Here is a 17,465-nt window from a genome sequence, read left to right as displayed (position 1 = left end):
TTGGGCTGATGCTGATCGGGTGATCATGCTGCATGATGGAGTGGTGGTGTGAACGGTTTGCGGGTCTTCATCGAGCTTTTGAATGAAGCAATCTATGCCCTATGGCAGAACCGCTTGAGATCACTGCTTAGTGTGGTTGGTATTGCCATCGGTATTGCAGCAGTGATGACTGTCAGTGCGGTAAGCAGTGGGGGTAAAGCATTCGTCTTGAAAGAGCTGGAGACTTTTGGGCTGCGTTCAGTATGGGTGTTTCGTGATTATGGAGATAAAGATCCACAGAGACGAGTACGCACAGGCTCTGGGGTGGAGACCCGTGACCTGGCGATATTACGGGGTGAGTGTTGCCCTGCGGTGCGTGCTTGATCTGGTCACCGGTTTTCCGTTGATGCCAACGCTGAGTGGTGTTTTAACAGGATTAATCGTTTCGGTTCTGGTGGGCCTGGCCTCTGGTTACTATCCTGCAAGACGGGCCGCAAACTATCTACCTGTTGAAGCCTTACGTAGAGACTAGGGTCAATTTCAGTAAATGAAAACAGATATTGTCATGATCATTTTTCAACTGCTTGGCTATATGTTTTGAGGTCAGCCGAAAGTAACTCTCTATTAGATTCAATCTTTATTCTCTCCAATTGCTCCTTTGCCAGTTGAAGATACGCCTTTGCCTCATGCAGGTTGTTGGAGAGAACAGAGCATTGAATTAAATTTTCATAGGCATACCCGAGGAAAAAAGGAGGTAGTTGATGTTTTTTTGAAATTTCCACATTTCTTTTGCCATACTCTTCAGCAATTTGCAGGTTGCCGGACAGACAGTGAACTCTCGCCATTTGCCAATAAGCTGTTGATAGGTTCTGAGGTGTGCAATCGGAGCGGTTTTTCCAACTCCAGAGAGAGGTAGAAGCCAGAAGTATCATCTCCTCATTATCTTCAACACTTCGGCTTTCTTTGTCGATATATTCCCAGCATTTATTGAAACATTCGACTGATAGTTTTTCCCATAATGATTGGTAATCATCCCTGTTGTTTTTGCTCATTTTGATATCTCGTATCTCCCGGGGTCGGAGTCGAATCGAGAGCTGAATGGTTTGATATAGAATCGCACTAGTTTATTTTTTGAAGTAATTCACGATATGTGGACTCTCGACTCCGACCCCTGTTATTAATATAAGCTCGTAAAGCCAAGTATGATTGTAGAAGATTTGTTTGCAATTGACATTAGCAATTTGTGTTATCAAGCGCCAGGAACTATCAAGCCCCTTGCTCTTGTAAGATGAACCGATCAACCATATGGTACATAATCTTTGACGAGGTATATTGGTGCGAAGAAAGGGAAAAATCACATCCTGGTATGACGATAAAGGTTATGGATTCATCGTTCCGCTTGCTGGAGGTAAGCGAACATTTGTTCATATCAAAGCCTTTGCGAACAGGGCTCGTCGTCCAGTCGTTGGCGATGTTGTTACCTATTCGATTTCGAGCGATTCCCGTGGCAGGCCATGTGCTGATAAAGCTAATATTGCCGGTGTTGCTAAAACTGTAAAGCGAAAAGTTTCTTCAAGCGTTCTGGCAAACCTTTCAGTATTAGGTTTCCTGATGTTTGTTGGTGGAGCTGTCTATCTCTCCCTCATTCCAGTACCGGTCATATTTCTCTATGTTGTTGCCAGTGCAATAACTTTTTCTGCCTATGCGCTTGATAAGGTCGCTGCAGTAAGAGGCGGTTGGCGTACCAGTGAGAATGCGCTCCATCTAATGTCTCTTGTTGGCGGTTGGCCTGGTGCATTGATGGCGCAAAGCCATTTGCGACATAAAACAAAGAAGCAGCCATTTCGGGCACTCTTTTGGATGACTGTTGTGCTGAACTGTGCGGCATTGATAGGGCTACTTACACCACAGGGTGGGGTTTTATGGCGATCAGTAATTGGTGCGGTAACTTGAGTGCCAGGTGGGGCATGGCCCCACCCTACGCTTCGAATCAAAGGTCTTACCTCACCACACTCTAAATCACAGGTAGGGTGGGGCCATGCCCCACCATGGTTAGGTGAATAGGCGAGGGTACAGCCCTGCCGCACCATGCCCAACTAAAACCAAACCAGCTGATGAGTCGGTATAGAGACGCTGCTGGTAATGAATAAATATCTGGGTTTTTTAGAAAAACCTTACCCTGCAGGTGGGGCATGGCCCCACCCTACGCTTTGAATGAAAGGTCTTGCTCCACCACACTCTAACTCACAGGTAGGGTGGGGCCATGCCCCACCATGGTAAGGTGAATAGGCGAGGGTGCGGCCCTGCCGCACCATGCCCAACTGAAATAAAACCACCTGATGAGTCGATATAGATACGCTGCTGGTAATGAATAAATATCTGGGTTTTTTGAAAACCACACCCTGCAGGTGGGGCATGGCCCCACCCTACGATTCATCATGGCTTTTGGTGGAATTCAGCTTCTGAATCTATTCCGGATAGTGGTGATATGGTGATCGTTGGTTTTCAGCTCGTCAATCATTTTGGCAATTTCGGTATTGAGGGCTGACCTCCGCAAGATATTACAATTTAACTCAATTCTGTCTATATCTTTCGGTTGGTTGTTGGGGGTTGTCATTCAAAATCGACCTCCGGGTTTTTTCGAGGAGTCTTATTTTAAAGGCAGATAGATATCTGTTATCTGTTCGTGTTCCGGTACATCCGGAACCCGCTTCAAGTAGTGGAAGAAGGGTGGAAAATCCCGTAACTCTTCGCCGCTCTCTGGCAGCCAGTCGCGATATTAGGGGTAGATGCTCTCGTCGATACGATCCGTAGAACCGATGTGGCGTACCTTCGCACAGCGGCCTGCTGGAATTCGTTTCGTTGTCACCCCTTGCGCATTCACAGGTATATCAGCTGATCAATTGATAGATCCTCATCAAGATGTTGATCGATCTTATCGAAAACTCGGTTCATTCGATCCGCATATTTTGTGACTTGCCCTTGCTTCACGTTGATATCTCCTCAATCAGGCGGACACTGTAGGGTGAATATTGATCTCTATCCTGACTGAGCGTGCTCCTTTTTCTGGCCAGGTGGATACGTAGCGCACTTTTATCGTTATACACTCACTCTGCCACTGATAAATGTCAGAGAGTGGTGTTATGTTGTCGATGCCCGGCCGGAGGTGAGTGACTTCCAGATTGAGAATATCTGCAATTCTGCTGTCGTACACAAGCAAGCTAACCTATCTCTGCCGCTGCAGCATCAATCAATCGGTTAGAAATGAATATTTCAAACCTGACAGAGTCTCGATTGTGTCAAGATGTTTCAAAGGAGTAAGAAGACACATTGTGATACAAGAAAAGAGTTTTCCATTCTCTGTCAGGTCGGGATAATGATGAGCAATATTTTGACCGGATTCCTGGCTTAACTAAGGGTGTGCTGTTTGTTACTGCGTTGTTGTTCCCACCATTTTTGCTTTTCACTCCTTCTGGTGGCTTGGTTGCTGTCGGCTTGTAGCGCTATGCCTTCTCGTGAGGCATTGCCATTGAAACCGCCTGCGCAATTCAGTGTTGAGGGTGGTGAGCGTCCAGTTTCGGATCGCTGGTGGCGAGATTTTTCCGATTCGGGTCTCGAGCACCTGATAGAACAGGCCTTGGCCGATAATTTCTCCTTGCGTGCTGCCTGGGCACGGTTGCAGCAATTTGAAGCCGTGGCGCTACGGGAGGGTGCAGCACGACTGCCAAGCCTGGACATGAGAGGTAGTGTTACCCATCAGGATTCGAATGAAGCGAAGGGGAGTACCAGTCGCCAGTTTGGGCTCTACGCCGCCTATGAGCTTGATCTTTGGGGGCGTGTTCAGGCCACAGCTGATGCGGCGACTCTGGATGCCGAGGCTTCAGAAGCTGACCTGCAGACGGCGGCCTTGAGTCTCAGTGTAACTCTGGCAGATACCTGGTATCAGCTGTTGGAGCAGCGGGCGCAACGCAAGCTTATAGAGAGTCAGCTCGAACTGAATCGACAGCTGTTGAAACTGATTGAAGCCAGGTTCCGCATCGGTCAGGTGAATGCCAGTGATGTCTATCGCCAGCGTCAGCTACTGGCCCAGACCGAGGGCGAGGCAACACAGGCGGAGACTCAGCTTCGCAATCTGGAACACCAGTTGGCGATTCTTGTGGGAAGTGTTCCAGGCGGTACGAGCCTGCCAGAGAACTCTGACTTGCCTCTGCTGGGGCCTCTGCCAGCTACTGGCCTGCCTGCGGATCTGTTGCGCCGTCGTCCCGATCTTCAGGCGGCACTATTACGTTTGCGGTCTGCAGATGCCAGGGCGGCGGCGGCCGTGGCAGCACGCTATCCACGTCTTGATCTCAGTGCCACTCTGACAACACCGGGCGTCAGCGGTGGGGTGTTTGATAACTGGCTTGGCAATATTATTGCCCAGCTGAGTGCGCCTCTGTTTGATGGTGGTCAGCGTCGTGCAGAAGTAACACGTACCCAGGCGGTTGTCGAAGAGTCACTGAATGACTATGCTCAAACGCTGTTGGAAGCCCTCGTCGAAGTGGAGGATGCGCTCGTCTCTGAAGCTGGTCAGCGACGCTATCTTGCTACTATCGATGCACAGCTAGATGCCTTGGGGACAGTAGCAACCCAGGAGCGCCAACGCTATTTCCAGGGTGATGCAGATTACCTTTCAGTACTTGATGCCTTGCGCTCCAGGCAGGCGCTTGAGCGTCAGCAATTGAGTGCCCGGCGTGAGCTGATCAGCTACCGAATTGATCTGGTCAGTTCCTTGGCCGGTGGCTGGTCGATGACCTCAGAGGATGATCCCCAATGAATCAGAAAACCCATGTGTCATCACTGACCGGGTATCTTAAACGGGCTGTGTTGCCGGTTGTGGTAATCGTAGTGGCTGCAGTTGCGGTAACTTATATGATGAATACAAGCAAACATGCGAAACGGGGGAAGCCAACCCGTGAGGCTCGCCTGGTTGATGTTGTTGAGGTTACCTCAGCTACAGTACCTTTGAGTATTGAAGCCTGGGGAACTGTTGAAGCGGCACGAGAGATCAATCTGCAGTCTCAGGTGGCGGGCGAGATTCGGGAAATCGGTAAACAGTTCGAACCTGGTGCTTATGCTGACAAGGGATCGCTGATGTTGCAGATAGACACAGCGGACTACGAGTCAACGCTAAGCCAGCGTCGTGCCGATCTGGTCAAAGCCAAGGCGGATCTGGCGTTGGAGGTGGGTAAGGCAGCAGTAGCGGAGCAGGAGTTTGGTCTGCTGAGTCAGGAGGCAGTGCCTTCACCGGCACAGCGCCGTCTGATGTTACGTGAACCGCAACAGGCAACCGCCCGTGCAAGTGTAGCCTCAGCGGAGGCGATATTGGCCGCTGCAGAGCTGGATCTGACACGAACCCGGGTAACAGCACCATTCAATGCTTTGATTCTGGAACGTCATACCGATCTTGGCGCGCGGGTTGCGGTTGGCGGGAATATCGCAACCCTGGTGGGCACTGACACCTTTTGGGTGGAGTTGGCACTACCTGCCGCTACGCTTCGTTGGATCGATCTAGCTAATCAGGACACCCCAGGTGCTGAGGTTTATATCTATCAGGACAAGGTGTGGGACAGAGGCTATTTTCGGCAAGGCCGCGTGATTCGACTGCGAGGCGACCTGGAGGAGATAGGCCGAATGGCCCGTCTGCTGGTTGAGGTGACTGACCCACTGGGATTGGAAGACCCATCCCAGCAGCCGCTGCTGATTGGCGCCTTTGTTCGCGCTGAAATCAAAGGGCGTGAGTTAAAGGATGTAGTTACCCTGGAACGGGGCTGGTTGAGAGATGATGACAAAGTATGGGTTATGGACAGAGATGACAAGCTCGCGATTCGTCTTCCGCAAGTGGTCTACCGGGGCGTCAATCAAGTGTTTGTACGGGGTGGCCTTGAACCAGGGGATCGTGTGGTTACCAGTGAATTGGCTGTGGCCGTTGAAGGCATGCCACTGAGACTTGCTCAGGAAAGAGCCAGGCCATGAGTGTTAACGAAGTCTGGAACAAAGGCCCCATCGCATGGATGGCGAGGAATTCAGTCACCTCGAATCTGCTGATGCTGGTATTGATCCTGGGCGGTCTGTTCATGACCACCAAGATTCAGCAGGAGGTATTTCCTGCCTTCGAAATGGATCGGGTCACAGTGAGTATTGCTTATCCCGGTGCTACCCCGGAAGAGGTGGAGCAGGGTGTGATACTGGCGGTGGAAGAGGCAGTGCGCACTCTCGAAGGTATTGATGAGGTGCACTCCACAGCATCTGAGGGTAGTGCCTCGGTCACCATAGATCTGCTCACAGACGCCGATGCCCAGAAGCTCTATCAGGATGTGCAGCAAGCGGTGGCGCGGGTCACGACCCTGCCATCAGAGACTGAGCGCCCCAGTATTACCCTGGATGTACATAAACATGGCGTTATAGATATCCAGGTCTATGGCGACGCCGATGAACAGGCCCTCTACCATGCGGCCCAGCGTGTGCGGGAGGGTCTACTGCAACAATCCGGCATCACTCAGGTGGATCTCGAAGGCGCCCGTGATCTGGAAGTGCATATCTCAATCCCTGAAGCAGTGCTGCGTTCCCATAGACTGACCTTGACCGAGGTGGCTCAGACAGTGCGGGCGATGGCTGTCGATCGTGCTGGCGGTACCCTCGAAACCCAGGGTGGTGAGATTCTGTTACGGGTTAAAGAGCGTCGTCAGTGGGCGACTGAATTTGCAGCTTTGCCCATTATCAACGGCGAAGGTGGCGTTCTACTCAGGCTTGGGGATATAGCCGATGTCAGTGAAGGCTTTGCCGACAGCAATCGGATTGCGACCTTCGATGGTAAGCGCGCGATTGGCGTTAATGTCTCCCGGGTAGGGGAGCAGACGCCCCTCGGAGTTTCAGAAGCAGTCCGAGATGTGTTACCCGAAATTGAGGCCAACCTGCCGCCGCAGATCGAGGTGGCGATACTCAGGGATCGATCAGAAATCTACCAGCAACGACTCCGTCTGTTGTTAAAGAACGGTTTTATGGGGTTGATGCTGGTACTGGTTTTGCTCAGTCTGTTTTTGGAGTTCAAACTGGCTTTCTGGGTGACTGTGGGTATTCCCACCGCTTTTCTAGGCGCATTACTGTTTCTGCCAGGGGTGGATGTCTCGATCAATATGGTCTCCCTGTTCGCCTTTATTGTTGCGCTGGGTATCGTCGTGGATGATGCCATCATCGCAGGCGAGAATATCTACGAATATCGCCAGCGGGGTATGGGGTTTCTGGAAGCATCTATCCGTGGTGCTCAGGATATTTCCATACCAATCAGTTTCAGTATTCTAACCAATATCGTTGCATTTATGCCGATGCTGTTTATCCCTGGATCGTTCGGCAAGATCTGGGGGGTGATCCCACTGGTTGTGAGCAGTGTCTTCCTGATCTCCTGGCTGGAGGCTCTGTTTATACTACCGGCCCATTTAGCCCATGTGCGAGATAAGCGCAGTACCCGTTTGGGTGAAGCGTTGCATCAGCGCCAGCAGCGATTCAGTCTCGCATTCCGCCATTTTGTCGAAGACTATTACGGGCCTTTCCTGCATACAACGGTTCGTCATCGCTATTTTACTGTGACCTGTGCGTTGGCAATTATGGCGGTGGTGATATCCCTTCCCCTGAGTGGACGCATGAACTTTATTCTCATGCCCAAGGTGGAGTCTGATCGTGCTGATACCCGGGTGACCATGCCAGTGGGTACACCAATGGCACGGGTCGAAGCTGTGCGTGATCGTCTACTTACTGCGCTTGATAAGGTGGTTGAAGAGAATGGGGGAGAGAGACTCAGCAAGGGGACATTTGCCCTGGTGGATGAAAACAAGGTCTCCGTTCGCGCCTATCTGCAATCCCCGGATGAGCGTCCCATCAGCACAGCGCAAGTGGCCAGGTTATGGCGAAAAGAGGTCGGTGTTATCCCCGGTACGGAATCAAGTCGATACGAGTCAGATCGGGGAGGGCCAGGCAGTGGCGCATCGATCAGTGTTGAGCTCAGTCATCGGGATACAGTTATGCTTGATCAAGCCAGTAGTGCACTGGCGGATCGTTTGCAGCAGTTCTCCAACATCAAAGATATCGATGATGGTTTTACCCCAGGGAAGAGGCAACTTGATTTCAAGTTGACCGCCGCAGCGAGAAGCCTGGGGCTTACAAGTAATGAGATTGGCAGTCAGATCAGATCGGCATTTTATGGTGCTGAAGCCTTGCGACAACAGCGAGGTAACGATGAGGTCAAGATAGTGGTTCGGCTGCCTGAGAGTGAACGTAGTCGACTGTACGATCTTGAACAGCTGCTGATACGAACGCCTGATGGCGGCTATGTGCCCCTTACCCAGGTGGCGGAATTCGAATCAGGCCGAGCCTTCACCAAGATCAGCCGACGTGGTGGTCGACGAACAGTTACTGTGACCGCCAATGTTGAACCGATCAGTGAGACAGCTCGGATATTGGCGGAGGTCAAAGAGACGTTGTTACCCGCACTGTTACGTGACTACCCTGGACTCAGTTACAGTTTCGAAGGACGCCAGGCAAGTATGCGGGATGCTGTGCGCAGTTTCTTTATTAGTGTCACTGGCGCCTTGATCATTATCTATGCGCTGCTGGCTATTCCCTTTCGCAGTTATATTCAACCTATGATCGTCATGAGCGCCATTCCTTTTGGTGCTGTCGGGGCGATACTAGGGCATCTGATAATGGGTTATAACCTCAGCTTGATCAGCGTTATGGGAATAATTGCACTGGGTGGTGTGGTAGTGAATGACGCCCTGGTAATGATTGATTATGCCAATGCTCGTCGTAGTGAAGGATTGTCTGCATTTCAGGCGATGGTTGCTGCGGGTGTGCGTCGATTCAGACCGATTCTGCTGACTACGGTAACTACATTCGGAGGTCTTGCTCCGATGATTTTTGAGACTTCACGTCAAGCTCGCTTTTTAATCCCGATGGCTATATCCCTGGGTTTCGGAATTCTATTTGCAACTGCTATAACGTTGCTGCTTGTGCCAAGCCTATATGTGATTATGGATGATGTGGTAAGAGTGACAGGTCGTAAGGTAAAAGAGCAAGCAGAGGAAGAGCAGAATGAAGTGGTGTAGAAGTAATCAGAGGTTGCTTACTCTCCCAGTTATTTCTTTAGTCTCGTGTTATATGACCTGAAGCTCCGGAGTAAATTCGAGCAAGGGCGCGGCCCTGCTGCACCCGTCTTCTATTCACCTTGCTATGGTGGGGCATGGCCCCACCCTACCTGTGATTTGGAGTGCAGTGGGACAAGACCTTTGATTCGAAGCGTAGGGTGGGGCCATGCCCCACCTGTGAATTGGAGTGCAGTGGGACAAGATCCTTTGATTCGAAGCGTAGGGTGGGGCCATGCCCCACCTGTGAATTGGAGTGCAGAGAGACAAGACCCTTTGATTCGAAGCGTAGGGTGGGGCCATGCCCCACCTGTGAATTGGAGTGCAGTGGGACAAGATCCTTTGATTCGAAGCGTAGGGTGGGGCCATGCCCCACCTGTGAATTGGAGTGCAGTGGGACAAGACCTTTGATTCGAAGCGTAGGGTGGGGCCATGCCCCACCTGTGAATTGGAGTGCAGTGGGACAAGACCCTTTGATTCAAAGCGTAGGGTGGGGCCATGCCCCACCAAAAAACTGCTAAGTAAGTACCCTCTCTCCCTCACCCGATTTCTCTTAAAATGCAACTTGTTATTCAGCTCAGTTGCTGACCTCTACTCAATTCTATTTCAACCCATTGGTCACTCCCCTTTCGACCCACACGCCTCTCATCTATCTGCACCTCAATGCGGGATATCACCCATCCCTTAAGTTATATGACCTTATATTTAAGCTGTAGGAAAAATCATCTCTATAACAATCAATCAATTACAAATGGCATGTTTCTTGAGCAGTGTAATAGCAGCTGAAGTAGTTCTCGTGACTGAAATCAGCATCTTAATCTAAGGAGAGATAACCCAGACAGATTACTTCTAAGTAGAAAAAAGTGACGCCAAGTTAACTCAATATGATGTAGAAAAAGCAGAGTGTAGATACGCTTGCGCACTTCCTCATACTCGGTACCTATACCCGTTACCCAAAATGTGATTTTTAAAATGACCCCGGTCATCCGCTTTGGCGTACGTGGTGAGTTTGCTTGATGGAAAATTTCAAACTGAGTGCTGACTTCAGATAACAAAATCACACCCAGGTAACAGGGGAATCTCTGAACAAGTCATTGATAGCCAATCTGCATGGCACAGGCTTAATCAGTGCTTTCTGATAGTAGAACAGTAGAACAGTAGTAAGGAGAGAATAGTGGAATTATGTTTCGATCATCGCCTTCGTTCCAGGCAAGGTTTTAAACGCACTGCCCTGGTGATAGGTATGTTCATCTCCCTGGGGGCCCAAGCTGAGCAGCCTCTCGATGATGAGTCTGATGAAGAAGGGGTGCCTTCCATATCGGTTACCGCAACAAGATTCGAATCTGAAGTGCAAGACACTACAGCTGCCATCACTGTGATCGAAAAGGAGGAGCTGGATAGGATTAAATACACCGATGCCCGCGAAGAGTTGATGAAACGCATCCCCGGCTACAGTATGTCGCGCAACCTTCGAATCCCCATGGGTGGCAAAAACTACACTATCAATCTGATCGACGGACTCTCTATTGGATCAACTTTCGGTAGTGGCACTATCGGTTTTGGAGACAGTACCAACACCTTCGATATCGAACGCGTTGAAGTAATCAGAGGGCCAGCCTCAGCACTCTATGGTAGTAATGCCTTGGGTGGGGTTATCAACATCATCACTCGTGAACCGCCTCTTGAACCGGAATACCGGGTCTGGGCTGAGGGCGGGCAATACAACCGTCAGCGAGCTGGCGTTTCTGCGGCAGGAACTGCCAACTCTGTTGGTTATTTTTTGGATGCCAACAGCCTGAACTTCGAAGGCTCACAAGACCGCACCGAGAACGAGCGCAAACAGGTCAGTGGCAAACTCCTATTTGAAACCAGTGACTACTCGTTACTCACGATGCGGGCCGAATACCTTGACACTTACCTTGAGGATCCGAGCAATCTAACCCAAGCCCAATACGAAGAAGATTGGATGCAAGCGGCTGTCGAAGACGCCTATACCGATACACAGGCTAAATCTTTCTCCACCAAGTATGAGCACGATCTCAGTGAGCAATCAGGCGTCGAGATCTCCTATGGCGTTAGGAACACTGAGAGTGAAGGTCCTCCCTCATACAACGCGACCGGCGGTTTCTCCAGTAGCGATGTTACCAACCACAATGTAGTTGCTCTCTATCGCCATAGTCTTGAAACATTGGATTCTCTTTTCATTGTCGGTACTGACCTGGTACGTAGCTCATCGGACTCAGATACCTATACTGAGCGCACCACCTCCAGCAGCATTGCCCAGCACTGGGATGTGGTAGCCAACAATACCTCGCCATTTGCCCAGTACGAATTTACACCAATTGACAAAGTCCGCGTCTCCCTGGGCGCACGCTATGACCGTATCCGCTACTCAGCTGAGGGCTACACAATTTCACGTGGCACGACCACCGAGTATGACGAATCAACTACTTTCAGCAATACCAGCCCCAAAGCCGGCATTACTTACAAACTGGACAAAGAGAACAGTCTCTGGTTCGGTTATGGACAAGGTTTCGTTGCCCCAAGCCGCACCAATCTATTTGTCGGCAGCCGGGGTACAGCCCCCAATCCCGACCTTGATCCCGAGAAGGCGGAAAACTACGAGTTAGGCTTCCGAGGTCAATATCGTCCAGCAAAATTGAGTTACGATTTTGCCCTCTACCACACCAACATTAAAGATATGCTGGTGACAGAGGACGAACTCGAAATGTACGTCAATGCCGGTGAGGTACGTGTCCAAGGTTTGGAGACCATGCTCGGCTGGAAGCCATTCAAGAGCTTGCGCTTCGACGTGACCCATACCTATGCCGACAATGAGTATGTCGACTTCGTCGACGGCACCAATGACTATAGTGGCAACACTCTAGCCTACTCGCCCAAGCATCATATCGACTTACGCACTATCTGGATGCCAGTTCAGGGGCTCAAAGCCGAGTTGGAGTGGAATCGCACCTCCGACTACTACACCTCAACTGATAACAGCGATCCGCAAGGCAAGGCGTACCGCCCCAGTATTTTCAATCTTCGTGTTTCATACGAGCGTGGTTCCTGGTCCTATTGGGGACACGTATCGAACCTGGCTGATAAAAAATATGCAGAGCGGATCTCCTATAGCTCCCGTAGCGGTCGTAAGTATGAGTCCGGTAAACCAAGAACCCTCTATGCCGGTATCGCTTATAACTGGTAGGCAAAATTTGGCAATCCTGAATCCACGGATTCAGGTTGAATCTGGACGCCGCAGTGAATTGCGGCGTCTTCCAGGAGAGCATCAATCATGAAGAGAAAGATCTGGCAAGGAACATTTTTCCTCCTGGCACTGTGTAGTCAGAGCATCCATGCAAACGTACCACTGTGGTTATCAGATGCTCCGCCAGATGAAGAGTCGGCAAGTCTTCAACGCCGATCTCATGGTGGGCCGATAGAGCGAGGGCCACGTGGTGTATCGCGAAAACGACTATGGATACGCAGCGGGGAGAGACTGGCTGAAGCTGCCTATGTTGCACCCGAAGGTAAACTGTCTGCGGAGTTGATCACGCCTGATAAAAAGCAAGGCAAACTGAAACAACCGGTAAAGGATCAACAGGCACAACTGCTCTTCAACATGCCTGATGAGGGCTTCTACAACGCCTACCTGACCCAACGCCTGGTAGAGAACAACCGATTAGAAATAACTACTGCAAAAGCAGAGGTACTCAAACACAGCTGTCGAGAAGGCCACGACCACGTCAAAGACTTGATGCCACCAAACCATCTATCTGTTATCCCGTTAGAGATCGTGCGCGAGCGTCTGCCAGATGAGAATTTTCATGGCCGGGTTGCCTATGGTGATCTCATCTCCTTGCTAGTGTTGGCCTACGGAGAACCCGTATCAGGTGCCGAGGTAACACTCCACACCAGCTCGGGTTGGCAGAACAGTTCGACCAGCGATGAGCAGGGACGGGTTAAATTCACCATTATTCGTGACTATTTCCCCAGTTGGGAGCTGTTCAAGTCGCGTCATCGGCAGGAGTTCCTGGCAGTCGCCAGACTGCAGAGCGATGAAATAGGTAGCTACCAGGGAGAGGATTACAAAGAGGTGAGTTATATAGCAACCCTGCCTGGCGCCTATTTCCCCTCCAGCCGCGACTATCAATCCTATGGCTACGGCTTAACGTTCGGTCTGTTCGGGCTTACTTTCAGCGGGCTCTCCATCTATCTCTATCGTCGTCGTCGGGTGCGGCCATACAAAGAGGTTCGGTTCGATGACTAAATGGAACCACAGGCTCAGCCATAGAGGGTTTAATCATGCTGGCTAACATTCGGCAACGCGTTTATAACGCTGATCTCAAGCGATTCCGTTTCTGGCTGCAGCTCGGCTTCTTCGTACTGTTTGTCTATGGTGGATATCTGGCGATCAACCTGGGTAACAGCCTGCCCACCTTCGCCTGCGGATTTAACGACCAGGGACGTGGTGGTGTCTGTTATCTGCTGCCCTTGCAGCATCAACTCAGTGGCTCCTGGGAACGACTCTTCAGCTGGGCCGGTATCGCGGTCTTGCAGGGCTTTCTCTATTTCACCCTCTGGTTCATTGTGCTCAACAAGGCCTGGTGTGGTTACGCCTGTCCTCTCGGCACCCTGCAGGATTGGCTCAGCAGCCTGCGCCGTGCCCTGGGTATACACTTCGCCCGCTATAGCGAACGCTCATTCCGCACTCTGACCTGGGTCAAATATGGATTGCTGGCGCTTACCATTCTGATCCCTTTGGCGATCGGTGGCGGTTTATTGCCTCACAGCATGGGCACACCTTTCTGCGACATCTGTCCAGGACGCATGATTATCCCTCTGTTCACCGGAGACTACTCACAGTTCACCATCGACTTCTCCAGCAAGACCAGCATGGTTCTGACCGGCCTTGGGATGTTGATCACTGGACTCTTTTTCGCAGGTGCCTTTATAAAAAAACGTTTCTTCTGCTTCTTCTGCCCGATGGCTGCACTCCACTATCTGGTAAGCAAGCCCGCGTTTCTGAAATTGAAAAAAGATGGCAGCAAGTGCACCCGCTGTGGCGACTGCTACCGGGTATGCGATATGGAGATCCCGGAAATTGCTGATCAGGTGGATGATCCACGCATCATGAAGGATGACTGCATCATGTGTCTGAAGTGTGTCGCTGCCTGCCCGGAAGAAGATGCACTCAAAGCCACCTTCGTTGGTATTCCGATCTTTAAAGCGACCGAAGAGGGATTCATCAAACGCATGAATAAAGGAGCCGATAGTGACCCGTCCTGAACAACCAGCCTTTCACCAGAGCCGACAGGCCAGAGAGGCGGAGAGTGTGATCGATCAGATCACCGATCGTTTCGATGATAACCCGCAAAGCATGGCATATTTCTATGACCTGTTCCGCTCTGTCTACTGTCGTGGTGAAGCGCTGCCACGAAAGGGCATGCAAATCGGCACCACCTGCATCCAGGCGCCGGAGGAGTTGATCTATGCGGTAGGTGCAACGCCGATACGACTCTGTAACGGCTCCTATCACTATGATCAAATCGGCGGTGACTTCATGCCCGCCAAATCCTGCTCTCTGGTCAAAGCGACCTTAGGCATGCTCAACAGCGAGAATCCAGTCCCCCGCATAGGAGAGCTCGACCTGGTGGTCAACCCAACCACCTGTGACCAGAAAAAGAAAGCGAGCACGATGATCGAGGGAATGGGCTACCAGGTCCACGACCTGGAGCTACCCTCCGCCAAGGAGAGCGAGGAGTCGCGACTCTACTGGCAACGGACAGTACGGCGATTTGCAGTTCAGCTGAGTAAGGTCACCGGGAAAAAGATGACCCGCAAAGCGCTCAAAGCAGCGATGGCGCGCACCGCCCGTGCTCAGGCGGCATTTCGCACCCTGCACAATCTGCGCAAGAGCAGTCCGACCCTATTCCTTGGAAAGGATGCTTTCCTGGTTACCAATGCTTTCTTCTTCGATGATATAGAGCGCTGGACAGAGGCGGTAGATACACTCAATGCTGAACTTCAACAGCGCCAGCAGGAGGGCTTTCAAGCTGCTCAGCGCAAAGCACCCCGCATTCTCTTTACCGGTTCACCACCGATCTTTCCCAACCTCAAGCTACCGCTACTGATCGAGGAGTCAGGTGGTGTGGTGGTGGCTGACGAGACCTGTTCGGCCAACCGTATGCTGTATGACATGAGTGCAGTGGACGAATGGCGGCTGAATGATATGGTCGATGCCCTTGCGGATCGCTATCTCAAACCCTGTACCTGTCCCATCTTTACCCGTAATGACGATCGACAACGCCGCCTGCTCGAACTGGCGGAGGGCTTTGCCGCTGATGGCGTGGTCTATCAGGCCTTCTCGGGTTGCCAGGTCTACGAGATGGAGCAACGCAGTATCGCCGATGCACTCAGCGCCAAAAACATTCCCATGCTCTATGTGGAGACCGACTATAGCCCGGATGATATGGGCCAACTCTCCACCCGCATTGAAGCCTTTCTTGAATCGATCAAGACACGCAAGAGAAAAAAACGATCATGAACTATTTCGCAGGTATCGATATTGGATCAACCGCCATCAAGGTTGCTCTGGTGGACGAGAGTGGCACTATCGCAGGCGTCCAGGTCACTGCCTCTGGCAGTCTGTTCCACAAAAACGCTAAGGAGGCGCTGGCACGACTGCTCACCGAACAGGAGATACACCAGGATGATGTAAGCTACCTCATTGCAACCGGCTACGGCCGTAAGCTGTTCAAGGAGGCGGATGACTCGATCAGTGAGATCACGGCAAATGCCATCGGCGCACACGAGGCCGGTAAGGCATTCGGTGGCGTACGCACCATCATCAACATTGGCGGCCAGGACTCCAAAGCGATTCAGATTGATGACGACGGCCATGTGGCCAACTTCGCCATGAATGACAAATGCGCCGCCGGCACCGGACGCTTCCTAGACGTGGCTGCACGCAACCTGGAGATCGATCTGGAAGAGCTTGGTGACTACCACTTCAACAGCACAGCTGCGCCAATGACCATCAATAGCACCTGTACCGTATTTGCTGAGTCCGAGATCATCGGCCTGCTGGCGAATGGTCATCAAAAAGGGAGCATCATCGCCGGAATCCACTACTCCATTGCTAAACGCACTGTGCGCCTGGCGAAGCGGGTCGGTATTGAGGATCGGGTCTACTTCGATGGCGGTCCTGCCCTCAACAAAGGTCTGGTGGCCGCCATTGAAGATGAACTGCAACGGGAGTTGGTTGTCCCTGAGCATCCTCAGACCACTACCGCTTTTGGCGCGGCCACTCTGGCCCGCAGTGAATACTATGCGGAGCAGGAGGGGTGATCCTGGGATGATTCCGATTGAACAAACACTGGTGACCTTCCCCATGGCTTTGGCGCTTGGTCTGGTATTCGGTATGGGTGCCTGCACCATCGCCTGTCTGCCCTACCTGGGGCCTGTATTCCTTGCAAGCGATGGTGGTATCCGCCGATCCTGGCGCATCCTGCTGCCTTTTTCAGTTGGACGTTTGAGCGGTTACGCCAGCCTGGCTACTTTGGCAGGAATTGCCGGCCACTACCTTGAGGGAGCCATCACCGACGATACCCAGGTGCGCGCCATAGTGGGGGGGGCAACGATATTGATCGGTATCGCACTGTGGCTGCGTGGCCCAGGCGTCACAGCCTGCAGTAAAGATAGTAGATCATCGATTGCCACGGTTCCGGTTGAGCAGATTGGCACGCCTGCCTCTCAAGACAACGTACCCCGTCCGCTGCTCCCAGGTGGTCTTTTTCTGCTTGGTATAGGCATGACGCTAACCCCATGTGCACCACTCGGGGCGGTACTCTTCTCCGCTGCAGCCGTTGCCAGCCCCTGGCATGGTCTGATGCTCGGCCTGGGTTTCGGTGTCGGTGCCATTATCATCCCTTCTCTTATCTACGGCATTGGAGCTGCCTATCTCGGTAGCCGTCTGCGAGAGCAGCTTCAGCATAGACAGTTGATCATCATTCGACTGAGTGCCGGCCTTCTTATACTGAGTGGGATTGGTAATCTGTGGCGATAATCACTAATAGAGAGACCTGGCATGCAATAACTTTTGCATCCCTTCGAGGATAGTACTTCTTTCCACTTAACCAAAAAAATCAGACGAAGTGTTTTTTATGACATTTCGGCACACTTGGTGGGGCATGGCCCCACCCTACGATTACTCTAAAAGCCCCTCTCCCTTGACGGGAGAGGGGTTGGGGAGAGGGTGCGCGCGAAGCGCTTATGAACTGAATCCTATGCGGTACGATCCGATCAATT

The 17,465-nt window shown here is 51.6% G+C and carries 14 protein-coding genes; 12 read left to right on the top strand and 2 right to left on the bottom strand.

Annotation, left to right across the window (positions count from 1 at the left end):
• Nucleotides 1-48 precede the first annotated feature (48 nt).
• Together AC4IE7_RS16730 and AC4IE7_RS16725 are read left to right on the top strand one after the other, a co-directional pair.
• Nucleotides 49-363, top strand: coding sequence for an ABC transporter permease (locus AC4IE7_RS16730; RefSeq protein WP_490778001.1), 315 nt, complete (start codon nucleotides 49-51; stop codon nucleotides 361-363).
• Nucleotides 335-511 (top strand): ABC transporter permease, encoded by a 177-nt coding sequence (locus AC4IE7_RS16725; RefSeq protein ID WP_490778000.1) that lies wholly within the window; start codon nucleotides 335-337, stop codon nucleotides 509-511. The genes AC4IE7_RS16730 and AC4IE7_RS16725 overlap by 29 nt, the downstream gene beginning before the upstream one ends.
• Before the next feature lie 37 nt (nucleotides 512-548).
• Here the strand turns inward: AC4IE7_RS16725 and AC4IE7_RS16720 are convergent, their stop codons facing one another.
• On the bottom strand, nucleotides 549-1,031 hold the full coding sequence (locus AC4IE7_RS16720) for a hypothetical protein (protein ID WP_490777999.1): 483 nt from the start codon (nucleotides 1,029-1,031) through the stop codon (nucleotides 549-551).
• A 283-nt stretch (nucleotides 1,032-1,314) separates the two neighbouring features.
• Between AC4IE7_RS16720 and AC4IE7_RS16715 the strand changes: the two genes are divergently transcribed.
• Nucleotides 1,315-1,932, top strand: coding sequence for a DUF1294 domain-containing protein (locus AC4IE7_RS16715; RefSeq protein ID WP_490777998.1), 618 nt, complete (start codon nucleotides 1,315-1,317; stop codon nucleotides 1,930-1,932).
• Nucleotides 1,933-2,629: 697 nt separating this feature from the next.
• Here AC4IE7_RS16715 and AC4IE7_RS16710 read toward each other — a convergent pair.
• On the bottom strand, nucleotides 2,630-2,746 hold the full coding sequence (locus AC4IE7_RS16710; RefSeq protein ID WP_490778035.1) for a GyrI-like domain-containing protein: 117 nt from the start codon (nucleotides 2,744-2,746) through the stop codon (nucleotides 2,630-2,632).
• Between the two features lie 651 nt (nucleotides 2,747-3,397).
• Between AC4IE7_RS16710 and AC4IE7_RS16705 the strand changes: the two genes are divergently transcribed.
• The 9 genes from AC4IE7_RS16705 to AC4IE7_RS16665 all read left to right on the top strand — a co-directional run bounded on the left by AC4IE7_RS16705 (nucleotide 3,398) and on the right by AC4IE7_RS16665 (nucleotide 17,223).
• The gene (locus AC4IE7_RS16705) at nucleotides 3,398-4,795 is read left to right on the top strand and encodes an efflux transporter outer membrane subunit (protein WP_490777997.1); all 1,398 of its coding nucleotides are present in this window, start codon (nucleotides 3,398-3,400) and stop codon (nucleotides 4,793-4,795) included.
• A complete protein-coding gene (locus tag AC4IE7_RS16700; RefSeq protein ID WP_490777996.1) occupies nucleotides 4,792-5,994 on the top strand; it encodes an efflux RND transporter periplasmic adaptor subunit in 1,203 nt (400 codons plus the stop codon). Before AC4IE7_RS16705 ends, AC4IE7_RS16700 begins: the two co-directional genes overlap by 4 nt.
• The gene (locus tag AC4IE7_RS16695; protein ID WP_490777995.1) at nucleotides 5,991-9,119 is read left to right on the top strand and encodes an efflux RND transporter permease subunit; all 3,129 of its coding nucleotides are present in this window, start codon (nucleotides 5,991-5,993) and stop codon (nucleotides 9,117-9,119) included. The genes AC4IE7_RS16700 and AC4IE7_RS16695 overlap by 4 nt, the downstream gene beginning before the upstream one ends.
• Nucleotides 9,120-10,329: 1,210 nt before the next feature.
• Nucleotides 10,330-12,363 carry a TonB-dependent receptor gene (locus tag AC4IE7_RS16690; RefSeq protein WP_490777994.1) on the top strand — a complete coding sequence of 678 codons (2,034 nt, stop codon included), beginning with the start codon at nucleotides 10,330-10,332 and terminating at the stop codon, nucleotides 12,361-12,363.
• 87 nt (nucleotides 12,364-12,450) lie between these two features.
• Nucleotides 12,451-13,425 carry a hypothetical protein gene (locus AC4IE7_RS16685; protein ID WP_490777993.1) on the top strand — a complete coding sequence of 325 codons (975 nt, stop codon included), beginning with the start codon at nucleotides 12,451-12,453 and terminating at the stop codon, nucleotides 13,423-13,425.
• A gap of 35 nt (nucleotides 13,426-13,460) precedes the next feature.
• Complete coding sequence (locus AC4IE7_RS16680) at nucleotides 13,461-14,444, top strand: 4Fe-4S binding protein (RefSeq protein WP_490777992.1); 984 nt, start codon at nucleotides 13,461-13,463, stop codon at nucleotides 14,442-14,444.
• Nucleotides 14,431-15,702, top strand: a complete 1,272-nt coding sequence (locus tag AC4IE7_RS16675) for a double-cubane-cluster-containing anaerobic reductase (protein ID WP_490777991.1) — start codon at nucleotides 14,431-14,433, stop codon at nucleotides 15,700-15,702. The genes AC4IE7_RS16680 and AC4IE7_RS16675 overlap by 14 nt, the downstream gene beginning before the upstream one ends.
• Nucleotides 15,699-16,505 carry an acyl-CoA dehydratase activase gene (locus AC4IE7_RS16670; RefSeq protein ID WP_490777990.1) on the top strand — a complete coding sequence of 269 codons (807 nt, stop codon included), beginning with the start codon at nucleotides 15,699-15,701 and terminating at the stop codon, nucleotides 16,503-16,505. The genes AC4IE7_RS16675 and AC4IE7_RS16670 overlap by 4 nt, the downstream gene beginning before the upstream one ends.
• Nucleotides 16,506-16,512: 7 nt before the next feature.
• Nucleotides 16,513-17,223 (top strand): sulfite exporter TauE/SafE family protein, encoded by a 711-nt coding sequence (locus AC4IE7_RS16665; protein ID WP_490777989.1) that lies wholly within the window; start codon nucleotides 16,513-16,515, stop codon nucleotides 17,221-17,223.
• The last annotated feature ends 242 nt before the right edge of the window (nucleotides 17,224-17,465 follow it).

The sequence above is a fragment of the Candidatus Thiodiazotropha sp. AKAK3 genome (assembly GCF_058244645.1).
The sequence above is the reverse complement of the archived record's forward strand: the minus strand, read 5'-3'. Positions and strand labels throughout refer to the sequence as shown.

Bases quoted from the DNA above. Each gene is read 5' to 3' on its own strand.
- AC4IE7_RS16720 (WP_490777999.1), bottom strand. From the start codon at position 1,031: ATGAGCAAAAACAACAGGGATGATTACCAATCATTATGGGAAAAACTA.
- AC4IE7_RS16700 (WP_490777996.1), top strand. From the start codon at position 4,792: ATGAATCAGAAAACCCATGTGTCATCACTGACCGGGTATCTTAAACGG.
- AC4IE7_RS16695 (WP_490777995.1), top strand. From the start codon at position 5,991: ATGAGTGTTAACGAAGTCTGGAACAAAGGCCCCATCGCATGGATGGCG.
- AC4IE7_RS16685 (WP_490777993.1), top strand. From the start codon at position 12,451: ATGAAGAGAAAGATCTGGCAAGGAACATTTTTCCTCCTGGCACTGTGT.
- AC4IE7_RS16680 (WP_490777992.1), top strand. From the start codon at position 13,461: ATGCTGGCTAACATTCGGCAACGCGTTTATAACGCTGATCTCAAGCGA.
- AC4IE7_RS16670 (WP_490777990.1), top strand. From the start codon at position 15,699: ATGAACTATTTCGCAGGTATCGATATTGGATCAACCGCCATCAAGGTT.
- AC4IE7_RS16665 (WP_490777989.1), top strand. From the start codon at position 16,513: ATGATTCCGATTGAACAAACACTGGTGACCTTCCCCATGGCTTTGGCG.